This is a genomic window from Peribacillus sp. FSL H8-0477, from assembly GCF_038002765.1.
Taxonomy (GTDB): domain Bacteria; phylum Bacillota; class Bacilli; order Bacillales; family DSM-1321; genus Peribacillus.
This window is the reverse complement of record NZ_JBBODE010000002.1, coordinates 1,858,476-1,883,925: the sequence shown is the minus strand read 5'-3', so window position 1 is coordinate 1,883,925 and position 25,450 is coordinate 1,858,476. Positions and strand designations below refer to the sequence as shown.

The 25,450-nt window shown below is 36.3% G+C and carries 22 protein-coding genes, 1 pseudogene and 1 other annotated feature; of the genes and pseudogenes, 4 read left to right on the top strand and 19 right to left on the bottom strand.

The genetic code is table 11. The features are described from left to right. Positions 1-233: 233 nt before the first annotated feature. From MHI18_RS20880 to MHI18_RS20815, 14 genes are all read right to left on the bottom strand, one after another. A complete protein-coding gene (locus tag MHI18_RS20880) occupies positions 234-1,907 on the bottom strand; it encodes a sigma-54 interaction domain-containing protein (protein WP_340850231.1) in 1,674 nt (557 codons plus the stop codon). A 154-nt stretch (positions 1,908-2,061) separates the two neighbouring features. Then, complete coding sequence (locus MHI18_RS20875) at positions 2,062-3,717, bottom strand: methyl-accepting chemotaxis protein (protein WP_340850230.1); 1,656 nt, start codon at positions 3,715-3,717, stop codon at positions 2,062-2,064. Between the two features lie 27 nt (positions 3,718-3,744). Beyond that, complete coding sequence (locus tag MHI18_RS20870; protein ID WP_340850229.1) at positions 3,745-4,707, bottom strand: BMP family lipoprotein; 963 nt, start codon at positions 4,705-4,707, stop codon at positions 3,745-3,747. Between the two features lie 184 nt (positions 4,708-4,891). After that, positions 4,892-5,872, bottom strand: a complete 981-nt coding sequence (locus MHI18_RS20865) for an NADPH:quinone oxidoreductase family protein (RefSeq protein WP_340850228.1) — start codon at positions 5,870-5,872, stop codon at positions 4,892-4,894. A gap of 146 nt (positions 5,873-6,018) precedes the next feature. Beyond that, positions 6,019-6,588 carry a histidine phosphatase family protein gene (locus MHI18_RS20860; protein ID WP_340850227.1) on the bottom strand — a complete coding sequence of 190 codons (570 nt, stop codon included), beginning with the start codon at positions 6,586-6,588 and terminating at the stop codon, positions 6,019-6,021. Positions 6,589-6,711: 123 nt separating this feature from the next. Continuing rightward, positions 6,712-6,903 carry a hypothetical protein gene (locus MHI18_RS20855; protein ID WP_040374958.1) on the bottom strand — a complete coding sequence of 64 codons (192 nt, stop codon included), beginning with the start codon at positions 6,901-6,903 and terminating at the stop codon, positions 6,712-6,714. A 463-nt stretch (positions 6,904-7,366) separates the two neighbouring features. Continuing rightward, positions 7,367-8,143 (bottom strand): TerC family protein, encoded by a 777-nt coding sequence (locus tag MHI18_RS20850; RefSeq protein WP_340850226.1) that lies wholly within the window; start codon positions 8,141-8,143, stop codon positions 7,367-7,369. 861 nt (positions 8,144-9,004) lie between these two features. After that, the gene (locus MHI18_RS20845) at positions 9,005-11,584 is read right to left on the bottom strand and encodes a DEAD/DEAH box helicase (protein WP_340850225.1); all 2,580 of its coding nucleotides are present in this window, start codon (positions 11,582-11,584) and stop codon (positions 9,005-9,007) included. Positions 11,585-11,893: 309 nt separating this feature from the next. Continuing rightward, positions 11,894-13,528: a methionine--tRNA ligase gene (gene metG / locus MHI18_RS20840; protein WP_340850224.1), complete on the bottom strand. Its 1,635-nt coding sequence runs from the start codon at positions 13,526-13,528 to the stop codon at positions 11,894-11,896. A 57-nt stretch (positions 13,529-13,585) separates the two neighbouring features. Further along, positions 13,586-13,858: a binding site (T-box leader), on the bottom strand. Between the two features lie 65 nt (positions 13,859-13,923). Further along, positions 13,924-14,895 carry a FecCD family ABC transporter permease gene (locus MHI18_RS20835; protein WP_340850346.1) on the bottom strand — a complete coding sequence of 324 codons (972 nt, stop codon included), beginning with the start codon at positions 14,893-14,895 and terminating at the stop codon, positions 13,924-13,926. A 19-nt stretch (positions 14,896-14,914) separates the two neighbouring features. Beyond that, a complete protein-coding gene (locus MHI18_RS20830) occupies positions 14,915-15,913 on the bottom strand; it encodes a FecCD family ABC transporter permease (protein WP_340850223.1) in 999 nt (332 codons plus the stop codon). Between the two features lie 15 nt (positions 15,914-15,928). After that, positions 15,929-16,858 (bottom strand): ABC transporter substrate-binding protein, encoded by a 930-nt coding sequence (locus MHI18_RS20825; protein ID WP_340850222.1) that lies wholly within the window; start codon positions 16,856-16,858, stop codon positions 15,929-15,931. Further along, entirely contained in the window at positions 16,858-17,649 is a 792-nt protein-coding gene (locus MHI18_RS20820; protein ID WP_340850221.1) for an ABC transporter ATP-binding protein, read from the bottom strand. Before MHI18_RS20820 ends, MHI18_RS20825 begins: the two co-directional genes overlap by 1 nt. 267 nt (positions 17,650-17,916) lie before the next feature. After that, positions 17,917-18,465 (bottom strand): GNAT family N-acetyltransferase, encoded by a 549-nt coding sequence (locus tag MHI18_RS20815; protein ID WP_340850220.1) that lies wholly within the window; start codon positions 18,463-18,465, stop codon positions 17,917-17,919. A 193-nt stretch (positions 18,466-18,658) separates the two neighbouring features. Between MHI18_RS20815 and MHI18_RS20810 the strand changes: the two genes are divergently transcribed. Continuing rightward, on the top strand, positions 18,659-19,126 hold the full coding sequence (locus MHI18_RS20810) for a hypothetical protein (protein ID WP_340850219.1): 468 nt from the start codon (positions 18,659-18,661) through the stop codon (positions 19,124-19,126). 100 nt (positions 19,127-19,226) lie between these two features. Here MHI18_RS20810 and MHI18_RS20805 read toward each other — a convergent pair whose 3' ends face one another. The 3 genes from MHI18_RS20805 to MHI18_RS20795 form a co-directional block, all read right to left on the bottom strand. Then, on the bottom strand, positions 19,227-19,889 hold the full coding sequence (locus MHI18_RS20805; protein WP_340850218.1) for a peptidylprolyl isomerase: 663 nt from the start codon (positions 19,887-19,889) through the stop codon (positions 19,227-19,229). 135 nt (positions 19,890-20,024) lie between these two features. After that, a complete protein-coding gene (locus MHI18_RS20800) occupies positions 20,025-21,017 on the bottom strand; it encodes a DUF5050 domain-containing protein (RefSeq protein ID WP_340850217.1) in 993 nt (330 codons plus the stop codon). A 128-nt stretch (positions 21,018-21,145) separates the two neighbouring features. Continuing rightward, positions 21,146-21,721: a DUF4256 domain-containing protein gene (locus tag MHI18_RS20795; protein WP_340850216.1), complete on the bottom strand. Its 576-nt coding sequence runs from the start codon at positions 21,719-21,721 to the stop codon at positions 21,146-21,148. Between the two features lie 343 nt (positions 21,722-22,064). Between MHI18_RS20795 and MHI18_RS20790 the strand changes: the two genes are divergently transcribed. Continuing rightward, positions 22,065-22,514, top strand: a complete 450-nt coding sequence (locus MHI18_RS20790) for a hypothetical protein (protein WP_340850215.1) — start codon at positions 22,065-22,067, stop codon at positions 22,512-22,514. Between the two features lie 154 nt (positions 22,515-22,668). On the opposite strand, the pseudogene MHI18_RS20785 reads toward MHI18_RS20790, so the two are convergent. Continuing rightward, positions 22,669-22,832, bottom strand: a pseudogene (locus MHI18_RS20785) (IS1595-like element ISSpps1 family transposase); the annotation flags it as partial. Between the two features lie 202 nt (positions 22,833-23,034). On the opposite strand from MHI18_RS20785, the gene MHI18_RS20780 reads away from it, so the two are divergent. Next, entirely contained in the window at positions 23,035-23,742 is a 708-nt protein-coding gene (locus MHI18_RS20780) for a DNA alkylation repair protein (RefSeq protein WP_340850214.1), read from the top strand. A gap of 90 nt (positions 23,743-23,832) precedes the next feature. On the opposite strand, the gene MHI18_RS20775 is transcribed toward MHI18_RS20780, so the two are convergent. After that, positions 23,833-24,348, bottom strand: a complete 516-nt coding sequence (locus MHI18_RS20775) for a hypothetical protein (RefSeq protein ID WP_340850213.1) — start codon at positions 24,346-24,348, stop codon at positions 23,833-23,835. A 206-nt stretch (positions 24,349-24,554) separates the two neighbouring features. Here MHI18_RS20775 and MHI18_RS20770 point away from each other — a divergent pair, with 206 nt between their 5' ends. Next, positions 24,555-25,442: an endo alpha-1,4 polygalactosaminidase gene (locus MHI18_RS20770; RefSeq protein WP_340850212.1), complete on the top strand. Its 888-nt coding sequence runs from the start codon at positions 24,555-24,557 to the stop codon at positions 25,440-25,442. Positions 25,443-25,450 lie beyond the last annotated feature (8 nt).

The following is a 25,450-nucleotide window of genomic DNA, read 5'->3' as shown; positions in this document are numbered from 1 at the left end:
TAAGAATCTTACTCTCTGTCTTACTATTATGCAAATACTATGCCAACGTTAAAATGATGATAGCAATAAGCGAAACGGAATGCTCCAATTCATAAATGAATTAATCGAAAGGTAACGAACGCTCTTTACTAGGATTTTGGCATGATTCACTTTTGAATGAAGAATTCATTTTTGAATTAAGTTCAGGACACGTAAAAAAGGGTTTCCTTTTATCGGAACCCCCTTTTCCTGTATTATTCTTTTTTCAACTTGTACTTTTTTAGTTTTCGAACAATGGTTGCTTGACTTGAATCTAGTGCTTCAGCCATTTCATAGGTCGTCTGATAAGTTTTGACTGCTCGTTCCAATACTTCTCTTTCCGCTTTTTCTACACATTCTTTTAATGTCATCGTTTTGCTTATCTGATATTGATGGGTTGGTTTATATTCTACGGGCAAATCACTAATAGATAAAAGAGACTTATCCGTTAGTACAACCAGCCTTTCCACGATATTAATTAATTCACGCACATTCCCTGGCCAATTGTGTTGATAAAAATACTCTTTTAATGATAATTCCAGTGTCTTATTAAAGTGATATTGCTCGTTGGCCTTTGCTAAAAATAGATCAAGCAAGGCTAGGATATCGTCTCTTCTTTCCCTTAATGGAGGGATGGTGATCGGGATTACGTTCAGCCGGTAATATAAATCTTCTCGAAAATCTCCTGTCTTCACCATCTCTACTAAATTCCGATTAGTAGCAGCTATAATTCGCACATCGATTTTCTTCGGTTTTGTCCCCCCTATTCGTTGAATCTCTCGATCTTGAATGGCCCGAAGCAGTTTTACTTGTAGTTGCAGCGGCAGCTCGCCAATTTCATCTAAAAATAGGACCCCGCCCTCAGCCAATTCAAACATTCCTTGTTTTCCTTTTTGATTTGCTCCTGTAAAAGCACCGCCCTCGTAACCAAATAACTCTGACTCTAATAAGTCTTCAGGAATGGCACCACAATTTATCTTGATAAACTCCCCTTTTTTCGAACGAACACTTGTGCTGAAAATATGACGCGCCAATACATCTTTTCCAACACCGGTTTCTCCTAAAATTAAAACAGTCACATCAATATCTGATATTCGGTCAGCTACCTCATAGATCATCTTCATCTTCTCACTGACAAACACAACTCCATCATGGCTGGTAATCTTTCTTAGCTTTTCGATTTCCTGCTTATAATGATGATTCAATTCATTCACTTTCATTAATTCACGCATCAGCTCATTTAAATCTGACAAATCTCGAATATTTGTCACCACTTGTTCGACGTCACCTTCATTATTGAAAACAGGACTTCCGGTAATCAGTGTTTCTTTCCCAGCATAATTTTCTTGAACTACTGAAACTGTTCTTCTTTGCTTTACGACCTTATGTGTAACGGAGCTATTTAGAATTCCCCTTTTAATTAATTGATCAACTGATTTACCTAGGTAATACTCTTTAGGTATACCAGTTATCCGTTCAATTGCTGAATTTGTGTAGAGTGTAATTCCTTTTTGATCAGTGATATAAATTCCATCATAAGAATTTTCAATCGTTGCATCAAGAGAACGATTAATTTTTTCTAATTCAGTAACACGAACCTGTTGTTGAATCAGGAAAGACGTTGCGCAGCCAATCATCAGTGTATCGCCGTTATCCATAGTCGCTGCAGTTAAAAATAGGTAGGATTGATCATTAAAGCTTGCCGTTGCCAATCGGTTATCATCAAGAAATAGCCATTCATAATTTGAAAGCGCTTTCTTTTTACCTTGTTCAAAATACTCCTTAAAGTAACCACTCCAATAGCAAATCTCGTAAGTAGAATTAATGACGATTGCTGGAATATACCAGTCTTTTATTATAAATGGAGAATCCTGAATTGCCTTACTCAATAACCATCACCACCGCAAAAGAGTCATTAGAAGTACACTTCTCCAAAAACACCTAATTTCCTTTAATAATGTTGAAATTTAATCACTTATTGGTTAATTCCAGCCTTACAACGAGTAAAGAGTATCCCTTTTTCAAAGGATACTCTTCTGCATATTATTTTTTTAATTGAAAGTGAGAGATTGTTTTATTCAGACTTTCCGTTAGTTCTTTTAGAGAAGCAACTTTCCCAACAACTTTAGTTATTGAATGTAGCTGCTCAACTGTAGAAGCGGATATCTCCTCACTTCCCGCTGCAGTTTCCTCGACAATAGCACTTATACTCTCTACATTCTGTAATACATGTTCATTGGATTTTTTAGATGTATCTACACCAGTAACTAAATGATCTAAAACCTCTGATATTCCTGTTACCTTTTCTTCTATCTGTTCAAATGTTTCTAACGTACGATTGATATTGGTATTTTGTTGATCGGTTATTCCTACTCCGACTTCAACAGAGGATGAAATCGAAGTTAACCCATTTTTAATTAAGTTAACTGTTTCAAATATTTGTTTGGTCGCCTCTGTTGAATGCTCAGCTAATTTCCTGACTTCATCCGATACAACAGCAAAGCCTTTTCCAGCCTCTCCTGCTCGAGCAGCTTCAATTGCTGCGTTAAGGGCCAGAAGATTGGTTTGATTGGCAATCTCGGAAACGGCTTTAGCCATATCCTCAATTTTTCCTGCATAGATTGAAAAGTCCTTGGTAGCTGCTTCAATGGTACGTGTTGCTTTCATATTTTTGGTAATTAATGATTTTTGTTCATTTATAGCCTCTCTACCCGCACTTATTACCACATTGGTCCCATGTGCATATTCAGCCGATTGCTGGGCTCGAGCAACATTCTTTCCAAATTCTTTGTCCATCAACTCCACTAATTCAACTGAGCTTTGTAAGTCCTCAGAGATACTTTGGGTTCCTCTTGATAACTCATCTGTAGATACCGCCACCTGATTACTAGATTCAGTTAATGAATGATACTCCAGCTCAAATTCTAGCGCAAATTGGTCTATTCGTTGACTGGCAGTATCTACTGAAGTAAGTATGCTGGTTAATTGGTCGACCATCTTGGTAAACGAGTGATTCAGTATTCCTAGTTCATCATTATGTTTATAGTCAACGTGACTGAATAGAAGATTTCCAGCAGCGATTTCCTTTGCATTTTCAGCTAACTTTTTCAAAGGATTTGTTATTTTATTTGCCATTCTAAGTATTAATAGGATCGTAATAAGGGCAACTATCACACTTCCTATTAAAGCAAAGATAATGACAAACTCAATATCTGATTCCATAGATTCTTCTAAATAGGTATAATGCTCAGTCGTATAAAGATCTAATAGGTAAATATCATTCGCAATCCCTTTAGTTCTCAAGGACTGCCGTTTCACCTCTGAAGCATTAGAGTCCGTTAAGCCAGCTATTGCTTCTTTTTGTAAGATTTTGAATTTCGTTTCTGCGCCTTTCAGAACTTTTCTGCTCTGTTTCTCCTTGAGAATGCTATCCAGTTCCTTATATGTAGCTCCTGTATTTTCTAAATCATTAATGGCTATATTTTTGTTTGCATCCGTCATATTAAAAGCAAATGTATTTAAGCTTTGCATCGATGCATTTGTTTCAGCCTTCAATGATCCTACCGTTAATAATACCTTGACATAATCTTGGTTAGACGTTTGTATTGATAACATTCGAAAGATAATGAAGGCAATCATTAAAATAGATAGGACTAACCCTATAAGTGAATTCAATAATATTTTCTTTTTAATTGTCATTGTATCCTCCGTGTACTAATGGGTTGATTAATTAGCTAATTTACTTTTAGCGTCCTCGATTATTTGCATGTCTTTTTCTGCAAAAGGAATCACACGTATTGGTGCCAGACCTACACCGTTTTCCTTTAACCCTAATTCAATAGAGTTCGAAGGAAGCTTTTTGGTGTTTGTATACTCTTTAACAATATCAAATAAAGCTGTATCTACATTTTTAATCATAGAAGTAATAACTGCTTTTTCTGCAAAATAATACTGATCAGAATCGACACCTATCGCATAAACGTTTTGTTTTTCAGCTTCCTTTAATACACCAATACCTGTTAGACCTGCCGCAGCATATAGAACATCACTCTTATTCGAAATCATTTCTTTTGCTAGTTTCGTACCTAATTCATCGTCACCAAAATTTCCGGCATATTTCGTAATTATTTTTATATCTGGATTAATCGATTTAACACCTTTTTCAAAACCATCTGCGAATTTATGAATAAGCGGCACATCATCCCCGCCGACAAATCCCACAGTCTCGGTTTCCGTTGCCAACGCTGCTGCAATTCCCGCAAGATAACTGCCTTCATCTTCTTTAAAAATTAAAGATGTGACATTCTCTATATCTGAAACCGAGTCAACAAGAAGAAAGGTACGTTTAGGATATTCTTTTGCTACCTTTTCCATATCCTCTTGAACCATGAAACCCAGACCAATAATAATGTCATTCTCCTCTTCAATCAGTTGTCTTAGTCCCGCTTCATACGTTTTAGTTTCTTGTAATTCACGATAATTCACGATGACTCCTAATTCATCTCTGGCTTTTACTAACCCGGTAAAAGCAGCATCTGAAAAAGATTGATCACCTAAGCCCACATCAGACAACATAATACCTATCTTAATCTTTCCTTTCAAAGGGCTCTCTTCTTTAACTCCACATCCGCTTAGTGTACTGACTATCATAAACAATAATCCTAGAGATAATAATGCGTGTTTTTTCATTTACATTGTTTCTCCTTCCAAATAGCTTATATCTACTAACCTTATATCGGTTCTTTTTATCAAAAACATAATACTTATCTCTTCAAAGTTAAGAATGTTTAGTGAAAACGTGTTTAATACTTTACGGAAATCTAAAAAATCCTCATTCCAATTACTCTTGGAATGAGGATTTTCACCAAACTCATTACATCTTCACAACCACTTTCCCCCACGTTTTTCTGGATGCAAGTAAATTTAATGCTTCTGGCACATCTTCAAAATCATATTCATCATAAATTAACGGTTTTATTTTCCCTTGTTCGAATAGGGATAATAGTTCTTCATGTTCTTTAAAAACTTTCTCTGGTGTTCGTTTATTGAAGAGACCCCAGTGCACACCGACTATCGAATAATTTTTAATTAAAACATGATTCGCTGGAATGGTTGGAATCTCTCCGCCGGCAAAACCGATGACAAGAATTCTTCCGTCAAAGGCAATGCATTTTCTCGATCGGTCGAATACATGACCGCCCACGGGATCAAAGATAACATTAGCACCATTACCCTTCGTTTCTCTTTTTACAATATCGACGAAATCCTCATTTTCGTAATCAATTACCACATCTGCTCCCAGCTCTTTGCAAATCTTGACCTTATCAGGTCCTCCTGCTGTTGCAATGACAAATGCCCCAGCAGCTTTTCCTAATTGAATGGCCGCCGAACCAACACCACCAGCACCAGCATGAACAAGAAGAACTTCACCTTTTTGCAGGCCGGCTCGAGTAAATAAGGAATAATGGGAGGTATGATAGGTAATAAACATTGCTGCTCCTTCCGTCCAACTCATCGATTCAGGGATCTGATAAACAGAGGTTTCTGGTACAGAAACAAAGTCAGCCAATCCTCCGTTCGGTAGTTTAGGCAGCGCTAAAACACGTTGGCCTTCCGAAAACCGGCTCCCCTCATTGGTTTTGGCAATAACGCCCGAAACTTCTGAACAAATCGTAAACGGCAACGGTGGTTTTTCCTGATATTTTCCCTGACATAAGAGAATATCAAAAAAATTAAGTGCGGCAGCTTTTACTTCGATTATCACTTCCCCACCTTTGATCACGGGTCTATCGGTTTCTTCAATCTTTAACACATCCTGTGGTTCTCCCAATTCCTTCACAAGCCATTTCTTCATAAAGTTCCTCCTTTTTCTTTTTGTATACGCTTACATTTTGAGATTTATTTATCTATACTCGTTTTAATAAAGGGAAGATCTTAGTCCGCCACAACTCCCTCCTTACATTAATTTTAAATACAAAATAATTTTCAGTCAATAAAATTTTAACTTTTCTGATTATTATACTCTCTTTCATTCCATATACGATTTAGGCGTACTTCACTTTCTTCATAGGTTAAAAGAAAAACGTCAGGATTACTTAGATTTTTCCAACATTCAAAGTTAAAGTCAGGATTATAATGCTTTAAAAGTAAAGATATTATATTTCCATGACTGACGATCACTGTCTCTTTAGCCCCGCTTTCTAAAACCTCTTCTACAACATTAACGATGCGATTCATCGCTTCTTGGCTAGACTCTCCGCCTTCAAATGTTAACTCCATATTATCAAATGTAGTGCTTAATTTATCATACCAATCTGGTAAATCCGTTGTACTTAGTATTCGTTCAGCTAGACGATCATCTATCTCTATATGACTAGTTGTACTCTTACTTACTGGTTCCACCGTTTGAATAGCACGCAGAAACGGACTTGATATGATTCGATCAATTTTTGCATGAATAAAGAATTCACCTAACTGTTTTGCTTGTGTTAGACCTTGTTCTGTTAATGGTGATTCTGGAGGCTGTCCCTGTGCTGCGCAATGCCTGACAATGTAAATCTTCTTTTGCATATGAATTCCCCCACACAATTTATTTATGATTTAACCTTATTATCTTCTTTGGACAAACATTTAGGAAAAGACAAAAGAGCAGCGGTTAGGCAGCTCCTATATCCCGTATGCATCAAATACTATTTACACGATGATGATATACACACCTACACCAATCGTTAAGCCAACCCCTAGAATGACATAGATCCAAGTTAATCTCGTCAAATTTCCTTTTGTTGCCCGCGAATAATGTTCATCACTTTTTCCACCTAATGCTAAGGTAGCAATCAGAGCAGCAATCATAATAACGCACACTAATATAATGGAAATAATCATAGGACTCCCCTTCCTAGAACAGTAGACATTAATCATTATGTATTATCTTTTTCGGTATTACCTATGTTAAGTATACAGGAGTATTTAGTAGATAGAAAACTCTATTTTTCCTAGTCATACCATTACATAAGAGCTGGTGATACTGTATTAAAAATGGAGGTTTTTAACCGATATTAGGTAACATGATTTTTCGTCTGATTTCATACAAAAAGGGACCAGCTCTCTTGGTCCCTTAGCCTATTAAACGGTTAGTAAACTTTATTTCAAACCACCATTGAGTTCTTTTATATGTTGTAAATGTTCTAGTCCCCATTTGTTCATCGAAAGTAATCGAATGCCATATTCCTTCATCGAACAGTTGGATCATGGGTAAAATCATTAGCAGATAAACGTGGAGATGCTACATTCGAAATTTTTCCTCGTGTTTTTGATTGGAGAAAAGAACAGACTAACGCAAGATGACTTATCTTTTAGAAACTTTTTTCTCTGGCTTACTACCCGATGCAAACCAACCGATGATTGCAATACCGACCAATACTCCATAGAAAATCAGGGTCCAAGTAGTACTGTGGGGGAAATCATGATCTAAGATACCAATATCCTCATGGGCAAGGGTAATGACAGCCAGTTTGACACCGACCCAAGCAACAATTGCATAGGCGGTTGTTTCCAATGCTGGACGTTTTTCAAGAAGTTTTACAAACCACGTTGCTGCATATTTAATTAAAACAAGGCCAGAAACACCACCCAAAACTACAACAATAAATTGTCCCCCATCCATACCACCGAAATCGTTAAGGGGTGAATCTGGAAGACCTAGGGCAAGAGCAACTGCTGCTAAAATAGAATCAATTGCAAAAGCAAGGTCGGCTAATGCAATCTTCCCTACTGTTGCCCAGTACCCTTTTCCAGCTGCTGCCTTTTCATCGTCCTGATGAATTTTCTCGTTTTCTTTCCCTAATCGTGTTTGAATGACGTGCTTTAAACCTAAGTAAAGGAGATAAGCAGCTCCTATTGCTTGTACTTGCCAGACATTTGCAATAAATGAAATGGCAAAAAGTGCCGCAAATCGGAAAGCAAACGCTATAATAATTCCGTAATTTATAGCTCTTTTTTTCTGATCTTCGGGTAAATGTTTGGCTATAACTGCTATTACAAGGGCATTGTCTGCAGATAACAATCCTTCTAATCCGATTAGAATTAACAATGTCCAAGCATACTCTAGCCATAGTGACTCCATGCACGTCTCTCCTTCTAAATTGAAAGTTTTATTAACAATAGTCTCCCATTAGACCAAAGTTAATTCTTGAGTTGACTAAGTTTCATTGGCGTACGTAGAAGAAACGAATAACGTTTTGACTAACATCGAGTGATGAGTAACAAAGAGAAAAGAACAACTTTTTTGTCCTTTAAGATGTCTCCTTATTCATCGTCCGTTTGTAAAAGAAATGAGGCATTATATTTGGTTGGTAATAGATGATGCTTAAGATAATCTTTTAAGAGCCACTCTAATATGATAATCTCTCTTCGGAATACTCGATATGATATTTCTGAAGTATTACCCATTGGTCTTGTTTATATGCTTGGATAACAAATGGTTGTTCTTCATACTGAACCTTTATAGTGCAGAGTCGTATAGATGTCCTAAAATTTACTTTTTTAGACCATGTTTGATTTTTACTTCTTTTCTCAAAAAAATCCTCTATCCAACTAATCTGGCCCGGTAGTTGAATAAGAGGAAGTAAACTAGAACGTATTTCCTTTAGATCGACAGTTTCTTAGTTACTCCATCCACCAATCCTGTAGTAACCACCAGATTCTTATGAATATGTTTCAAATGCTATTTTTAAGACTAATGAAAATAAAAAAACCAGCACCTTTATCAGTGAAACAGGGTATAAGATTATGGAAGAATTTAAGGCAATAGAAGTACATCCATTATTATGGTTCATTTAATTTCATAAAAATCATTCTGTGAACAGAAATTATTCTACCTTCCTTTAATTCAGAATTTGACTTATAAGGTAGAACCAAGACCAACTCAGGGAACTAGAACAAGCACCCCACTCCAATTTATCTTGGTGATAAGGTGCTTGTAACTTTATTTATGAAAACGATTTTGATTATTTCTTTTGTGTCCATTTTGAAAACAAGCATCACAGATTGGAAAACGAGCTTCGTCGGGGAGCTTTTTCCCACATCGCTTGCATTTTTTCTGGTAGTTCTGTAATTCATCTTTTAAGTGATCGTGTACGCTGTTACTAATATCTTCACGGACTCGTTCCCAATATACAGCTTCTGTTTTTCTGCCTAACCGATATAAAAAGAGTAAATGCAGACCGATTGCTTTATAGGAAAGCTCCATATCCTCTAAATTCCTCGTTTTGATGAGTGGTTCTGGAAGTTCTCTGTCTTCAGCAATTGCTTCAAGTGTGTTTAGCCATTGACGAATGAGTGCAGGTTCTTTTGATGAGAATGGCAGATGCAAGTATCCGTATAAATCCATTAAGGAATACCTCGCTTCTATCTCTGTATCGCGAACCAGCTCGTAACGCTCCCGTTCTTCAATAAGAGAGGCCTTATTTGTTCCCTTTGGCGGATCAAACTGCATCCACAAATCGAAAAACGTACCAAGGTCTCGATAGTACTTTTGAAAACGTTCAAAAACGGCTGAAGTTGGAGCGATGGCAAAGTTTTGAACCGGTTCATCTACCTTTTCAAGCAATGCCTCCATTTTCTTAATATCACCTGTAAAAGCTACCTTGCCAATATCATACAGACCGATTCTCCCTGCACGTCCAGCAATCTGTTTGATTTCCTGAGACGTTAAGGTTCTTCTGCTCGTTCCATCAAACTTCTCATTTTCTAGAAAGACAATGCGGCGGATAGGCAGATTCAAGCCCATACCAATTGCATCAGTTGCTACCACAACGTTCGTTTCGCCGCTCGTAAACAGTTCCATTTGTTTTTTTCTCGTCTCAGGAGGCATACTGCCATAAATCATACTTACTCGATGACCGCTGCGCTGCAGACTTGATGCTGTTTCGAGAACTTGTCTTCTTGAAAAACAGACAAGTGCATCTCCCTTTTTAGCATCTCGAAGACTGAATACCTTTGATTCCACTTCTAAAGGGAACTCCCGGTTGTATTCGTATACTTCTACATTACTTTCTTCCAAAAGTGTTAAAAGCATATTTTTAATGTTCCAGCTTCCGATGACATGCACTTCTTTTGCGTTCGCATTCATTATGGCCCGATACCATGAAAAGCCTCGATCTTTATCAGCAATCATTTGTGCTTCATCAATGACAATGACCTCATAATGGTCCTTCTCATGAAACATTTCTACTGTAGAAGAAAAGTGCTTAGCACCTGTTATAACCTTTTCCTCTTCCCCTGTTTTTAATGTACAAGGAATTCCTTCTGCATTGAGCTTATCGGACACTTCAAAGGCAAGAAGTCTTAGTGGTGCAAGATACAGTCCGCTTTCTGCTTCCTTCATTTTTTGCAGCGCCTGATGCGTCTTCCCCGTATTCGTTTCACCGATGTGTAAAATATATTTAATGCTCTTTCCTAAGGAAGGGGCATAGGCCTTTCCAAAGATATCATTTAAAATCCGTTCTTCTTCTTCCTTTTTCCTCGCCTGTTCAGCCAGGGCTTCTGCTTTCCTTTGTTCTCTCTCTTGTTCATCTTTTTCAAAAATTTCAAGATGAACGACTTCGTCAAAAGGAATGGCAATTAGTTTTACCAAATCGGAGAGGTATTCGTCTTGAATTTCTTCAAAGCACGCTTCCGCGAAATCGTTTAACTCATCACCTAATAGTCCTTTAATGGCTACCGTACTTATGTTTTCCTCATACACCTCTGCAAATTTTTGAAGCAGCTCTTCCGGTATATGTTTAATCACTAGTTCAGGGACAAATTCTGAAAGGAAATCCTGTATTATTTTTTCATAACGGTAATAATACGTCTCATACTCATAACGGCTCCTGCCCCAATCAAAAACAGAATGCACCGCTCCTGTTAACTCTTCAAAGAATTCATCAACCATAATATAATCCTTCGTATCAAATGACCCCTGCTCGATTAATCGTTCTTCCAGCTCGAACAGTTCAATATTCTGGTAGCGTTGATTATGTTTGAAATCCTCAACTAACTTTACAGCCACATGATTTCTCACATATATATATAGGAGAAGAGAATGATTATCTATATAGTCATGCACCGCACTCTGCAACTGCAGGCGAACATTCCAACGCTCTTCTGCAAGTTTTTTTTCATTCTGCCTTTTAAAAAAGTTTGCTCTAGCCTCGAGATAACGCTGTTCCCATCCATTAGCATTTTCTGCAAACATTTGCGTAACCCACTCTTGCACCGGAAAAGGATCAAACCCTTTTAATTCGTTACGGAACATCGTATTCAGAACTTTATGTGGAATATCATTCGTATTCAATCCCTTACTCTTAAGATAGGACCTTTTTTCTTTCCTAGGCACGTCATTTGAAGCTTTATTCAACCACACATTTAACCAAATACCTTCTAAATAGGTATGTCGGTCAGAAATATACTCCGTATATACAGGCATCTTTTCTTTATCCTCTAAATACCGATCTATGTCTTGTATAATTTTATATTTTGTTTGTTCGATTGCTAGTAGATAACTTTCTTCCAATTTCCCCATCATGATCTCCTTTAGCAGTCACCAATGTTGTAGTTTGTATTTGTCTGATTCTCATTATTCTTCTCCAAAATACTATATAACATTATCACACAGTTAGTTTTTTTGAACAACATGACTTTAAAGGTAGATAGCATGATACTTGTCTACCCTACTGCTATCTATTTCTAGAGGTAATCTGCATTCGTGTTTAGTACGTTTGATTATCATATGTACGACACCTTCAATTGGATCGAAAACGCTCATTATCATCATTCTTTTTGAATGATTGATGTCGCTGTTTACCAATAAAAATCCCCAACATGATACACCTCAAATAGTTTGGTCAGCTAACCTATTTCGTTCAGCTTCAATTCTTTCAAGATCGATTCGAACAAATAACGGTTCAACATTTAACAGTTGACCTGGTGTAACGATGAATGGCTTCCATCCATCTTCTGTTGTGTTAATCATTTTTTTAACCCTGTTACTTGAAAAAGGGAGGAATGGAGAAAGGATGTGAGCTAAATTAGCTATAAGATAGACGCAATCTGCCAGTGATTGTCGGCAAGACTCAAGGTCATCCTTAACCTGTATCCAGGGTTTTTGTTCGTCAAAAAACTTATTCGAGAATCTGATAATACCGAAAACTCTCTCTAAACCTTGTTTAAATGAACCGGCTTCTATGTAACTTCCTACTTCATCATATAATCGGGTAATTTTATTTTGGATATCCGGAGTAATATCGTTTGCAGGAATAATCCCGTTAAAGGACTTCTGAATGAATTTCAACGTCCGATTGACAAAGTTTCCATACGCCCCCAATAATTCTGTGTTATGACTATAAATAAATTCCTTCCAAGAAAAGTCAGCATCCCGGCTTTCGGGTGCGTTAATCGTTAAAAAGTATCGGATTGAATCCGGATCATATCTGTTCAGAAGATCCGGTACCCAAACTGCCCAATTACGACTCGTTGATAATTTCTTTTTTTCCAATGTCAGGTACTCATTTGAAATAATATGAGTAGGTAAAGATTCTTTCCCTATACCTGCCAATATGCCCGGCCAAATAATGGAATGGAATGGGATGTTATCTTTGCCATGAACGTAATAGGATGTGGCAGAGGCGTCCCAAAACACGGAGTCATCATTGTTGGTCTCTTTCGCCCAAAGTTTACTTGCTGTATAATAGCCTGACACTGCTTCAATCCACACATAGATTTTCTTATCTTCATACCCAGCTACCGGGACATTCACTCCGATGGGCAGATCCCTTGATACGGCCCGATCCAGCAACCCTTCCTTTAAGTACCTTTTGGTTAATGAAAGCGCATTTTCCCGCCATAAATTATTCCTTTCAGCTTCTTTCACATAGGTTTCTAACTTGGATTGTAAAGAACTTAACGAAAAGAAAAAGTGCTCTGTTTTTCTAGTTGAAGGCGGATTGCCACAGAGTTTACATGTTCTATTTAATAGCGCAAGTGGTTCTAATACAGTTGAACAACTATCGCATTGATCACCTCGTGAATGCGCACCGCAATTAGGACAAATCCCTTCCACATAGCGATCAGGTAAAAACTGCTGATCATATTCGCAATATGTTTGTTCTATTTCTTTTTTATAAATCAGACCATTTTCAAGCAACACTAAAAAGATCTCTTGAACGATTTTATGGTGATGGGCTGTATCCGTTCTTGTGTAGGTATCGTAAGAAAATCCTAATTTTGAAAAACAATCTACAAATTCTTCATGGTACCGATTTGCAATTTCGTTAGGCGTAACGTCTTCTTGTTTTGCTCGTATCGCAATCGGAGTCCCATTGCAATCACTACCAGAAACATATAAAACCTTTTCACCTTTCAAACGATAATACCTTGCTAAAAGATCACCAGGTAGTAAACTAGAAATATGTCCTAAATGCAAGGAGCCATTAGCATAAGCCCATGCTCCACCAATAAAAATACTCATAAATATACCCCTCCTAGCTCATTTAAAAAACAAAAAACCCCGCACTTAACTATATTAGTTAAGGACGGGGTTTATCTTTCCACGTGATACCACCTTATTTCGCAAATGGCTCACACCATTTGCCTCGACAAGTACGGAGTAAAATTTCTTACTCGTATACTGTGACATTTTATAACGAGTGCCAAATCTCGTCGTATCCTACTTAGTGAAGTATGTTCGGTACGAAGCTCAGAGACCATTGTTCAAATGAATGTTTTTGCTTCTTTTCAGCTACCGAAGCTCTCTTTAGGAAAAACAACTCATTTTACTTTTTCTCTTCATTGCCTTTAATCATTTTTTACATTTTATTCAAATTTCCCCTTTACGTCAATAGGTAAGGAAGAAAAAGAAATTATCTAGATAGATTTTCTTAATAGGTACAAGAAATAGGGTGCTCCGATAATGGCAACAATAATACCTGCTGGGATCGTTTCAGTATAGATAATTCGGCCAATCGTATCCGCAAAAACTAATATGGCAGCACCGATTATGGGTGATAACATCAGAAAATTTTGATGTTTTGAACCAACCAATTGTTTGGCAATATGCGGAGCAATGAGTCCAATAAAGCTAATACTTCCTACCACAGAAACTGCTGAACCTGCTAATGCCACAGCAAGGACTAATAAAAGGATACGATCACGGTTAATCGACACACCTAATCCTTTTGCTACGGTTTCATCCAGCACTAACAAATTCATCGATTTTTGTTTCCAAAGAAGAATGGGAATAGCTATAATTAACCATGGAAGAAGCGCTAATATAAATGGCCAATCTGCTCCCCAAATGTTACCTGAAAGCCACTTTGTGATGAATTGTACATCCTCATTTTTAGCTCCGGAAATCATAATTACCATTAAGCCTGACAAAGCGGAAGCAATTCCTACGCCCATTAATACTAACTTGACTGGCTGGATCCCGTTTTGTTTATCAGTCGTAAAGATAAAGATTAACCCAGCTGTAATGATTGCACCTAAAAAGCCCACTAGGGGTAATTGATACGCATAATATTTTGAACCCGCATCGACAAACAAATAAAAAACTGTAATGGCAACTCCAGCTCCTGCATTAATGCCAATGATACCCGGGTCAGCTAAATCATTTTTCGTCAATGTTTGTAATATCGCTCCTGAGAGTGCTAAAGCCATTCCAGCTAAGGTAAGCACGAATACTCGCGGCATACGAATAGAAAATAAAATAAACTCCTCTTTAAATGACCCATTTCCAAAAAGCGTCGGTATAATTTGTTTGATTCCAACCGCTGATGGGCCTAAGCTAATACCAGCTATGATACTGGCGAGTAGTAATACGATCATGAGAATATACATAAACCGTATGTTATATTTTTTACGCAAAGAACGTACGACCTCCTTTCTTAACTAAAAATAAGAAGAAAGGTAAGCCTACTAATGCAACAAGTGCAACAACAGGGATTTCTAAAGGAGCAATGACCATTCTACTAATAAAGTCGGTCCCAATCATAAATATCCCACCGACAATAATGGACATCGGGATAATAAATCGATAATCTGCACCAACAATTTTGCGGACAATATGCGGAATAAACAAACCTACGAAGGTTAAATTCCCTATTAAAGCAACGGCTGTTCCAGCTAGGATAATGACGACCATCATTAATACGGTCTTAATTAACTTGGTTTTTTGTCCAAGTCCTTTTGCTAATTCTTCATTTAGACTTAAAATTGTTAATTGTTTACTATATAGAATGGCTATAAATAATCCCACTACGATAAAAGGGATGATGATCAAAGCATCCCATGAGGTACTGATTAACCCTCCAGCAGTCCACATGCTGACATTTTTAGCAACATTAAAGAGAATGGCAACACTGCTTGAGATAGCTTGTAAAAACAGAGAGACGGCCGCTCCAGCTAAAACTAGTTTAAGTGGAGAAAGACCGTTTCTTGATGTGGCACCTATTCCAAATACAATCAGCATACCTATGCCTGCTCCTACAAAAGAACTAAACATAATCATTAAAAAACTGATACCAGGGATAAAGGCTAAAGCTAGCGACAGCGCTAAGTCAGCCCCTGACGTTAGACCGAGTAACCCTGGTTCAGCAAGTGGATTTCTTGTCATTCCTTGCATAATGGCTCCAGCAACAGCTAAAGCAGCACCAACAAAAAATGCTGCAATAACACGAGGAAAGCGGATTTCTCTTAATATATTATAATATTGTCCACCGCTTTTACCCACCACTGCTTCATACAAATCTTGAAAACTTGTACTTGCTGCACCATAACCTAAGGCGATTAACACGATAAGGAACAAAATAATGAGTGAGAGGAGCATTTTACTTATAAAAGAATAGGAAGCCTTCATTTGAATACTCCTTTCTTAGTTACCTAAAAAAGATTTTTCAAAGAAGTCTAGTTGGTAATCAAAAGAATAGGCATCGGCAAAAATAAATGAAGAACCTTCCGCATAAAACACATGTTTATTTTTAACGGCAGGAATATCATTATACCAATCCGTTTTTAGGAATGATGTATCTTGGCCTTCTTTAAGTAAGTTCAGCACGAAATAATCACCTACATAATCACCTAATACTTCTTCAGAAATCCCAAAGTATCCTGGTTTCACTACGTCTTTTACCGCTTTCGGCATTTCCAAGCCCATTTCCTGATAGATAATTTCTGTGCCACGTCCCCAACTATCACCAAATAAGTAGATTTGCTTATCTGAATTTCCTGCAATAGTAACGGTAGCATCTTCACCAATTTTAGCTTTAATTTTTTCGCCAAGTTCTTTAGCACGTGTTTGGAAATCTTTTACCCAAGCTCTCATTTCTTTTTCTTTATTTACGACTTTACCAATTTCAATACGTTGTTCGATATAATCTACCGCACCATATGTATATAAAACTGTTGGCGCAATCTCTTGCAGTTTATCGGCATCTTCAATATCAGATGATCCAATAATTAAATCAGGATTAAGCTCTAAGATTTTTTCGAAATCAGAACTTTCTACGACTTCAGCATCTGGGTATTTCTTAGCGAAATCAGGATGATCAAATGACCATGAATCCATTCCTACAACATTTATACCTAATTCAAGCATATCTCCTACGTACCCTGATAATATAACCACGCGCTGTGGATCGGATGGTACTTTAATAGGGCCTGATTCTGCTTCATATGTAATCGTATCAGAAGCCTTCTTATCATCTTTCTCTTTAGCTGGTTCATTAGAGGCTGAATCCTCATTACCACATGCTGTTAAAACGACCATTAAAGCGGCTACTAAAAATAAAATCCATTTTTTCATTATAATTCTCCCTTTACTAAATCATATGTAGTACAAATTGGTTTGAATGTACGAGGGTCTTTACTAATGACGGCGTCAATTTTAAAGACTCTCTTTAACACTTCCGGTGTCATAACCTCTTCTGGAGTACCAGCTTTCACTAGATTCCCATTATCAAGCGCTAACATAAATTGTGAAAATCTTGCAGCATGATTTAAATCATGTAAAACCATAACAATCGTTCGATTTTCTTGTTCATTTAATTTTTGTAAAAGCTCTAAAACTTCGAGTTGATGTGCCATATCCAAATAGGTTGTAGGCTCATCTAAAAAAATGATGTCTGTATTTTGTGCAAGAGCCATAGCAATCCAAACCCGTTGTTTTTGTCCACCAGAAAGCTCATCCACAAAATGATCTTTAAACTCATATGTATTAGTAGACTTCATAGCCCAATCAATGATTTTTTTATCTTCTTTTTTTAAGTTTCCGAAACCTGATTGATAAGGAAACCGTCCATAAGAAACCAATTCTTCAACTAAAAGCCCAACAGCACTATCTTGTGTCTGCGGCAGTATGGATAGTTCCTTTGCCAGCTCTTTTGTATTTTTCTTTTGTATTTCAGCTCCATCAAGGAAAACTTGCCCCTTCTGATAAGGAATAATTCTTGTCATCGCCTTTAATAAAGTTGATTTCCCACATCCATTCGATCCGATAATGGTAGTAATTTGCCCATCAGGAATCTCAATTGTTAACCCATTTACAATTACTTTTCTGTCGTAACCAACTTCAACATTACTAACTTGCATGCGCATTTTACTATTATCTCCTCCCAAATAATGATAATAATAATCGTTCTCAATTATACTTAACTATATGATTATTATATTTTCTTAATAATTTGTCAAGTAAATTTTGGATATATTGTAGGTGTAACTAATTAGTGAAGGACAAAATAAAAACTAAGGCTGCCAATAATTATGACAGCCTTAGTTTACGAACCAATTGGTAAGTTTTTTAAACACGCATTGGGCTTAAAATCAGACTGTAACTCGTGACCCATGCCCGATATCAGACATTCTTTACCCCTTCTCATTAATTATTCCGTAGTATATCAAATCCTTATATGTACCTTCTTTTATGACATGATCCTTTAATATCCCCTCTTGCTTCATACCAACCTTCTTCATCACTTGTCCTGAAGCCGGGTTCGATGAAAAATAGCGGGCAAACACTTTGTGCAGCTTCTTTTCTTCAAAAGCAAATCGTAATATTGACTGCGCTGCCTCTGTCGCATAACCATTTCCCCAATATTGCTCGCCAATCCAATAAGCAATCTCTCCTTGGTTAAAACGTTTATTATTCGATAAGGCAATGGCTCCATATAATTCACCGGTTTCCTTGTCTGTTACCGCAAACTCATACGATTTATCCGCCATAAAATGATCATGATGATGTTCTATCCATGCTAGAGCATCATTTAAAGTATACGGATAAGGCAGATACAAGGTATTTTTATAAAGATTATAGTTATGGCACAGCGTTACGACTGTTTCCGCATCGCCTGTTTGAAATAATCTAAGGAGGAGCCTTTCTGTTTGAAGGGTTACTTTTTCACGATTATAGTTCATTCTCACATCATCCTTTATGTACAGTAGATAAACACTCAAAATTGAACAATTCTAACTATTTTCATTATACAAGGTACTAATAATAAAGTAATATACTAATCAAAATCTATTAAACTTTTATTCCCTTAGGGAAAAAACACCCTAGGACAACTTTCATTACCCCAAGTAACTTCAATGTGGAAGGTGATTTTATATGGAATATATTGAGATTGAAGATGAAGAGATTATTTATCATGTCTACAACTTAAATTGGTTACTTCCAGAAGATATCCAACAGCGGGCCATGGCAACCCTAATTCAACTTTCACCTGATAAAGTTGATTTGATTAATCCAAAGTATGGACAAAATTGTTGGCAAAATGGCGTGACTGTTTTAAAAGAAATCGGTTATCCAAGAAATAAAAAAGCTTTACCTAAATTAGCAAGACTATTACAAGATAGAAATTGGCCTGGTTCATTAGAGGCGATAGAAATTTTTAGGGACATAGGGAAAAAGATAAGTGTTTCATATATAGAAAGAGAATGTGAACAAGCGTTAACAGAAAAAGATTACTGTTGGCTTGAACATTTAGAATATGCTTGTAACAGTCTAAAAATAGATAAAGAAGACTTCAACAATCCGGCTACTTATGAACAAACCCTAGAATTAGCAGAAAAGTAAATCGGTTCATCGAAATGCAGAGTTTATAAAAGCCGATCTCCAAAAATGGAAACCGGCTTTAATTTTTTTTATAGGGCTAAGATTAGTTTCACCGACATCCCTATTTTTGCACTTCAGGATCTGGGTAGTCGAAGCCCTTTGTATCCACTTCAACCTTTTTCATTTTCTGCTCTTCAACTGGTTTATCTGCGCTATCTCGATCTACACCAACGATAGCATCTACCGTTTCCATTCCCTCAAGTACTTTCCCAAATGCAGCATACTCTCCATCAAGATCTGTTGTTTCTTTTACCATAATGAAAAATTGTGATCCTGCAGAATCTGGGTCACTAGAACGTGCCATCGAGATAACACCACGTTCGTGTTTCAGGGTGTTCTCGAAATCATTTGAAGAAAATTCGCCTTTAATCGAATACTCTGGTCCACCTGTTCCAGTTCCTGAAGGATCTCCTCCTTGAACCATAAAGTCAGGGATAACACGATGAAAAATAAGACCATCATAGAAGCCTTTTTCAACTAAAGAAATAAAATTCGCTACAGTATTGGGCGCTACTGAAGGCTCTAATTCGATAACTACCTTCTCATCATTATCCATTGTAATCGTCACAATCGGATTCTCTTTCACTTTTGTAGAATAGTCCGTTTTAGCGCTGTTTTTATTGTCCTTATTCTCCTCTTGTTTTGCAGAACCACATCCTGCCAAAACAAAAGAAATCGCCATTACACTAATGACAAGAAATAATACTTTGTTTCTTGTAAACATACTTCTTTTCAACTCCTCTATGTAATCAATCATCTAATTATATAACTAAAAGGACACTTATACCGAAAAAATCAACACAGAATATATGTTGCACGAGAGAGTTTAGTTATTGGAACATTAAACAAGAGCCTTACTTTACTTGTGCTTAGAAAATAATCTATTTTCTGTCCCATCTGTTTTAACTTGGAAGACGTCTTCATTTCCTTCTATTTTGTAGTAAATTCTATTATCGATTACATTTAAGTCTGATACTTCTTGATCGATTAGTAATTGATTTTGTTCCCCATTCTTTTTCATTTTATATAAATAATAGTGATTACCTGGATTCGAGTAATAGATCCAATGTTCATCTCCAATAACGGACGAAACCTTTTGATCAGTTATTTTTATCTCCTTACCGGTTTGTTTATCTATCTTATACAAGTGCTCATCTACATCTATATAATAGAGATATTTCTCGTCTGCATCACTAATTATCTGTGAATACGAAACTTCATCATTTACTTTTTTTATGTTTTCTCCGTTTTGGGACATCTTATATAGGTTTCCTTCTGCACCAAATTCATCTATCGGTTTATAAAAGTAAATCTGTTCACGATCAACGAAGAAATTCATGGTAACTTCCTGTTTTGGTGAATAAATTTGAACTGTATTTGTCCCATCCAAATTCATTTTATAAATACCATTCTTAATCGTATCGTAATAGTAAATTCCATCATTTTTCACTTGAACATACTCTGCACCTTTGACTAATCTTTCTTTTGCTGTTCCATCTAGTTTCACTCGATATAACATTGGTATATCCGAGATTGGCATTACTGTATAGTAAATCCATTCCTTCATTACATTTATATCCCCAAAACTTTTTGACGTGAGTTTTACCTCATTTTTCCCATCTTCTTGTTTGATCATAATATCATTATGGCTAAATAGAGGCATTTTTGAATCATTGTATTTCATATAAATTAGTAAGTTTTCCTGGTTAGAGACAAATCCGTCATTCATTATATTACCATATGAATTTCCATTAACATTAGGCACTTCTGGCTCTTTTAATCCTTTATTATTTGGTTCATTTTCACAACCAATTAATAAAAATACCAGAAAAAAAACACAGTAATTTCTCATTTTTCAACCTTCTCATTAGACATATACATTCATACGTTTATGCACCAAATTTTTAACACAAACTAGGTCATTACTTTCCATTGTTTATTCGCACTGAAGGAATGCTTATCAAGATACTAATAGAAAATTCAGACCCTTAGAGAGCAACGAAAGCCTCTGGCACCATAGTAGGAATCCGCACCATTATGATACAAGAATACGTGGCCAAAACGAAAATCGCAAAAAAGAGCGCCCCCACGTTCTCTAATATCAGCGGGGGTTTGTACCCAACTGGACGTCTTCAAATCATAATCCCCCAGTTTCTGCAAAGCTCGATATTGTTGTTCCGTTAAAAGTTCACATCCCATGGCCGTTACCATATCAATCGCATTATTTTCTGGTTTATGTTTTTTCCTTGACTCCAGGCCTTCACGATCGTAGCAAACACTTCTACGACCTTTAGGACTCTCCGCTGAACAATCATAAAAAATGTATTCATCCCTAGCTTCATCATACCCAACAACGTCCGGTTCTCCACCGGTTACTTCCATCTCATTCAGCGACCACATTTTTTCAGGGACAGCGACCAGCTTTGATTGGACTTTAGCCCAATTTATATCATTATGACGTGGCATATTTTTCTCAAAACGGACTTTCAATACACTAATTAATTCTTGACTTTGCTCTGGTGATAACTCCTTTTCATACCTTTTTGTCACATTCATTTCCCCTTGTATTTGGTTTTTTCTATATGTATTAGTCGATAAAATCAGTTTACAATACATTATCTGCTTAAGTAAATCCTATCCACTTATATAGACTAATTTTCAAAACTGTATATTGGTTTGCTAGTTAGCTTTTACTATGTAAAAAATACAAATCTTAATGTTCACTTATCTAAAAATAATAGAAGGAAATCCTTACGACTTTTATTGAACGTGCTCTACTTCGTTTTCTAAATATTGCTTCTAAGAACATAACCGAATCCTATTCAATAAAAATCAATAGATTGTGAAGAATTATGTTAAAGTATAATAAAATAAGCAACTTAGAGGCGATGTAAAGAAAATGTTTAAGCTGTTATCGATTAATTTACTACCTGTCGTAATTATCCATTCTTTATTTTTTTTCTTAACACCAAATACAAGACTAAATGAAACTGGTAATATTTCATTAATTGAAATGTTATTTGAACTATTTACCCCCTTCCTACTGTTGACAGTGAATTACAAAATGGCTATAAAAAAAGAGAGAACCTCTTTCATACCAAATTTTTTCTTCATTCTTATTAGTAGTTTACTTGGAGTAGTGTTTGGTTACTTGAACTGGGGACTCAATGCAGGTGGTTATACTTTGCAAAACGACTTTGGTGATAATATCCTTCAAAATCCTGATTCTGAAACATACGGAATTGTTATGTTAGAGGCACAAATCATGGTGATAGTCAGTATCGTTGGTAGTCTGCTTTGTTCTATCATTTTAATTGTGAAAAATCGCAAAAAACGTACACTTGTTTAATCACCAATTACATTGAAAACAACGGTTTTTAAAGAATAAGTCTATAATAAACTAACAGGTGCTTTAGTGAAAATTGGACAGCAAAACACACGAGCTAGGAGATACATTTTCCAGCTCATTTCTTATGTTCATTTTAGCAAGAGTAATCTTTACACTAGAATGCGAAGTTTCTAGATCCTAATTTATCTGCGGTTTCCCCAAGTTCCCGTGAAGACTTACCAAGATAAGCTTTTGCTTTTTCTTGCTCAAATTGCTGTCCATATTCCTGTTATCGAGGAATTGAAACCACACTAAATAAAATTGTTTATACTTCGTAGAGGAAGTTTACAATAGTAGATAAGATACGCCTTGCTTGTACAAACTTCTTTTCCTTCTCTAACAAGGAGTATCTTGAATGAGTGGGAAGAAGTTGAAATAGTGACTACTAAAAATCTAAGGAAACTAGTTATCCATCTTTTTTTACGTAGAAACCAATTTCTATCAAGAAAGGATATACCAAATTTTAGGAAGTGGTGTGGTAATGAATAGTGAATCAGTGATGCAGCAACTTGAAGTGTTAGGGAAAGAACGTACGAAAAAAATATACATATCTAACGGAGCTAGGGAACCTGTATTTGGTGTCGCCACGGGTGCTATGAAGCCCCTCGCCAAACTAATTAAAATCAATCAGCCTCTTGCCGACCAGCTTTATACTACAGGTAATTATGATGCGATGTATTTTGCAGGGATTATTGCAGATCCTCATCAAATGACTCATGATGATTTTAACCGTTGGATTGATCTTGCTTATTTTTATATGCTGTCTGACTATGTTGTTGCCGTTACCTTAGCCGAGTCTCCTATTGCTCAAGACATTGCCGATGAATGGATTGCAAGTGATGATGAGCTGAAAATGTCAGCTGGATGGAGCTGCTATTGCTGGCTTCTTGGGAGTAGAAAAGATGAGGAATTTTCCGCTCCAAAATTACTGGACATGGTACAACTTGTCAAAAACACGATACATGAAGCACCAGACCGTGCAAAAGTTTCAATGAATAATTTCTTAACGACTGTTGGTGTTTCCTTTAAACCGTTACATGAACAAGCACTTGAAATTGCACAAATTGTTGGGCCCATTGAAATAAAGCGTGACAATAAAAAACCAAGTATACTTCACGCATATGAAAATATTATAAAAGAAGCTGAACGCAATCGAATTGGATTTAAACGAAAACATGTTCGATGTTAATGTGAGACTTCCATGAAATATAGTTGGTTGCTTATTAATAATAAAAAAACCACCTAGAACGTTGTTAGATCAGTGTTCTAGGTAGCGAGGTTACATAAGAGCTGATATCCAAAAAAACACACACAAGCTTAATAAACTCACCTGGAGTATGAACGCAATAACAACGATTACTCGACCTTTTGCTAAGGTACTTTTACGTCCCAATGTCCATGGAAACAGCAAAACTATCGTTACGATTGGTGCTATTAGGAGAATGATAAATGCCCAGGACGATTCTAAACCGATAACTGAAAACCCTAAGAAGTAAAACAGTAGTTGAAATCCAAAAACGATAAAAATGAAAAGTAATTGGCCTTGTACGAACCCACTCCTATTGATATATATCCAGATAAATAACAAGATCATGGAAACAATCATAATAGGTAGTATGATTGAGTTAATGGTCAGAAGTCCAAGTATGAATACGAGAATTACGACAAGTAACTGGACTTTTGAAGAATTTTTCATATTTGCAGCGCCCCAAGCAAATAACAAAATCATAGTTACGATAGGTAAAAATAAGACTGAATAAAGTAGGATAGCATCTAGTAGACTTATCCCATCCACTTTAACCCCTCCTTTTAATTGAAATACTCACATTCATGATTTTAAATGTACCTTAACAGCTTACTAATAAACCCAATTATTTACTATAGGAAAATATGATTAACTCCCCTCTGAACATACAGTTCCTGATTTACTATATGAATTCCATAATATCGATTTCTATAAGATACTATGTAATAACACTACAAAAATAGGCTGTGATAACTATGAAAAGAGTATTTGGATTACTTATTGTTTTATTTTCAGGTGCGCTTTTAATTGGAAATATGCTAAACGGAGGATTTTCAGAGGAAGGTGTTGGGGAAGAAAAAAGGCTCAAGGAGTCAGAAGACATCAAAGGAAAATTGGCAGAAGTAGAACAGTTCAACTATTACTTGGATGAAGGAACTCAGGCAATTGGTGAAGAAATGAAAAAGGTTGATTTAGTGATCATTGAACCTATACTCATGCAGGAAGAGTACATTACTGCTGCTCAAGACAGCGGAACGCTTGTTTACGGGTATATCAATTCGATGGAAGCTGATAAGTGGAATCAAGCGTTGTATCATCAATTGTTAGAGAATGACTTTTATAAAGATAAAAATGGAAATAAGATGTACTTTGAGAAATGGGATTCATATTTAATGGATATGTCTTCCGAACATTATCAACATATCCTGCTCGAAGAAATCAAAGCGCAAATTACTGATAAAAAATTAGATGGTGTTTTTTTAGATACCGTAGGAAATATTGATTCATATCTTTCAGGTAGTGAACAAAAAACACAAAATGAGGCCTTAACATCATTTGTAAAAAAAATTAAAAACGAAAATGGCAATCTATCAATCGCTCAAAATTGGGGATTCGATACCTTGGCCAAGTATACAGCACCTTATGTTGATTTCATTATGTGGGAGGACTTCTCGTATTCGGTTGTTAGAGAAGATGAATGGGCACTAGAAAAAATGGATCAATTAAAACAAATAAGAAATCGATACCACACACAAGTTGTAACCATTGCGTTTAAAGATGAAGAAAAAAGCAAACAATTGGCTAGAAAACACGGTTTTAAGTTCTTATATCATCCCGAAGGTTCATATTACAACAAGTGGTAAATTATTCG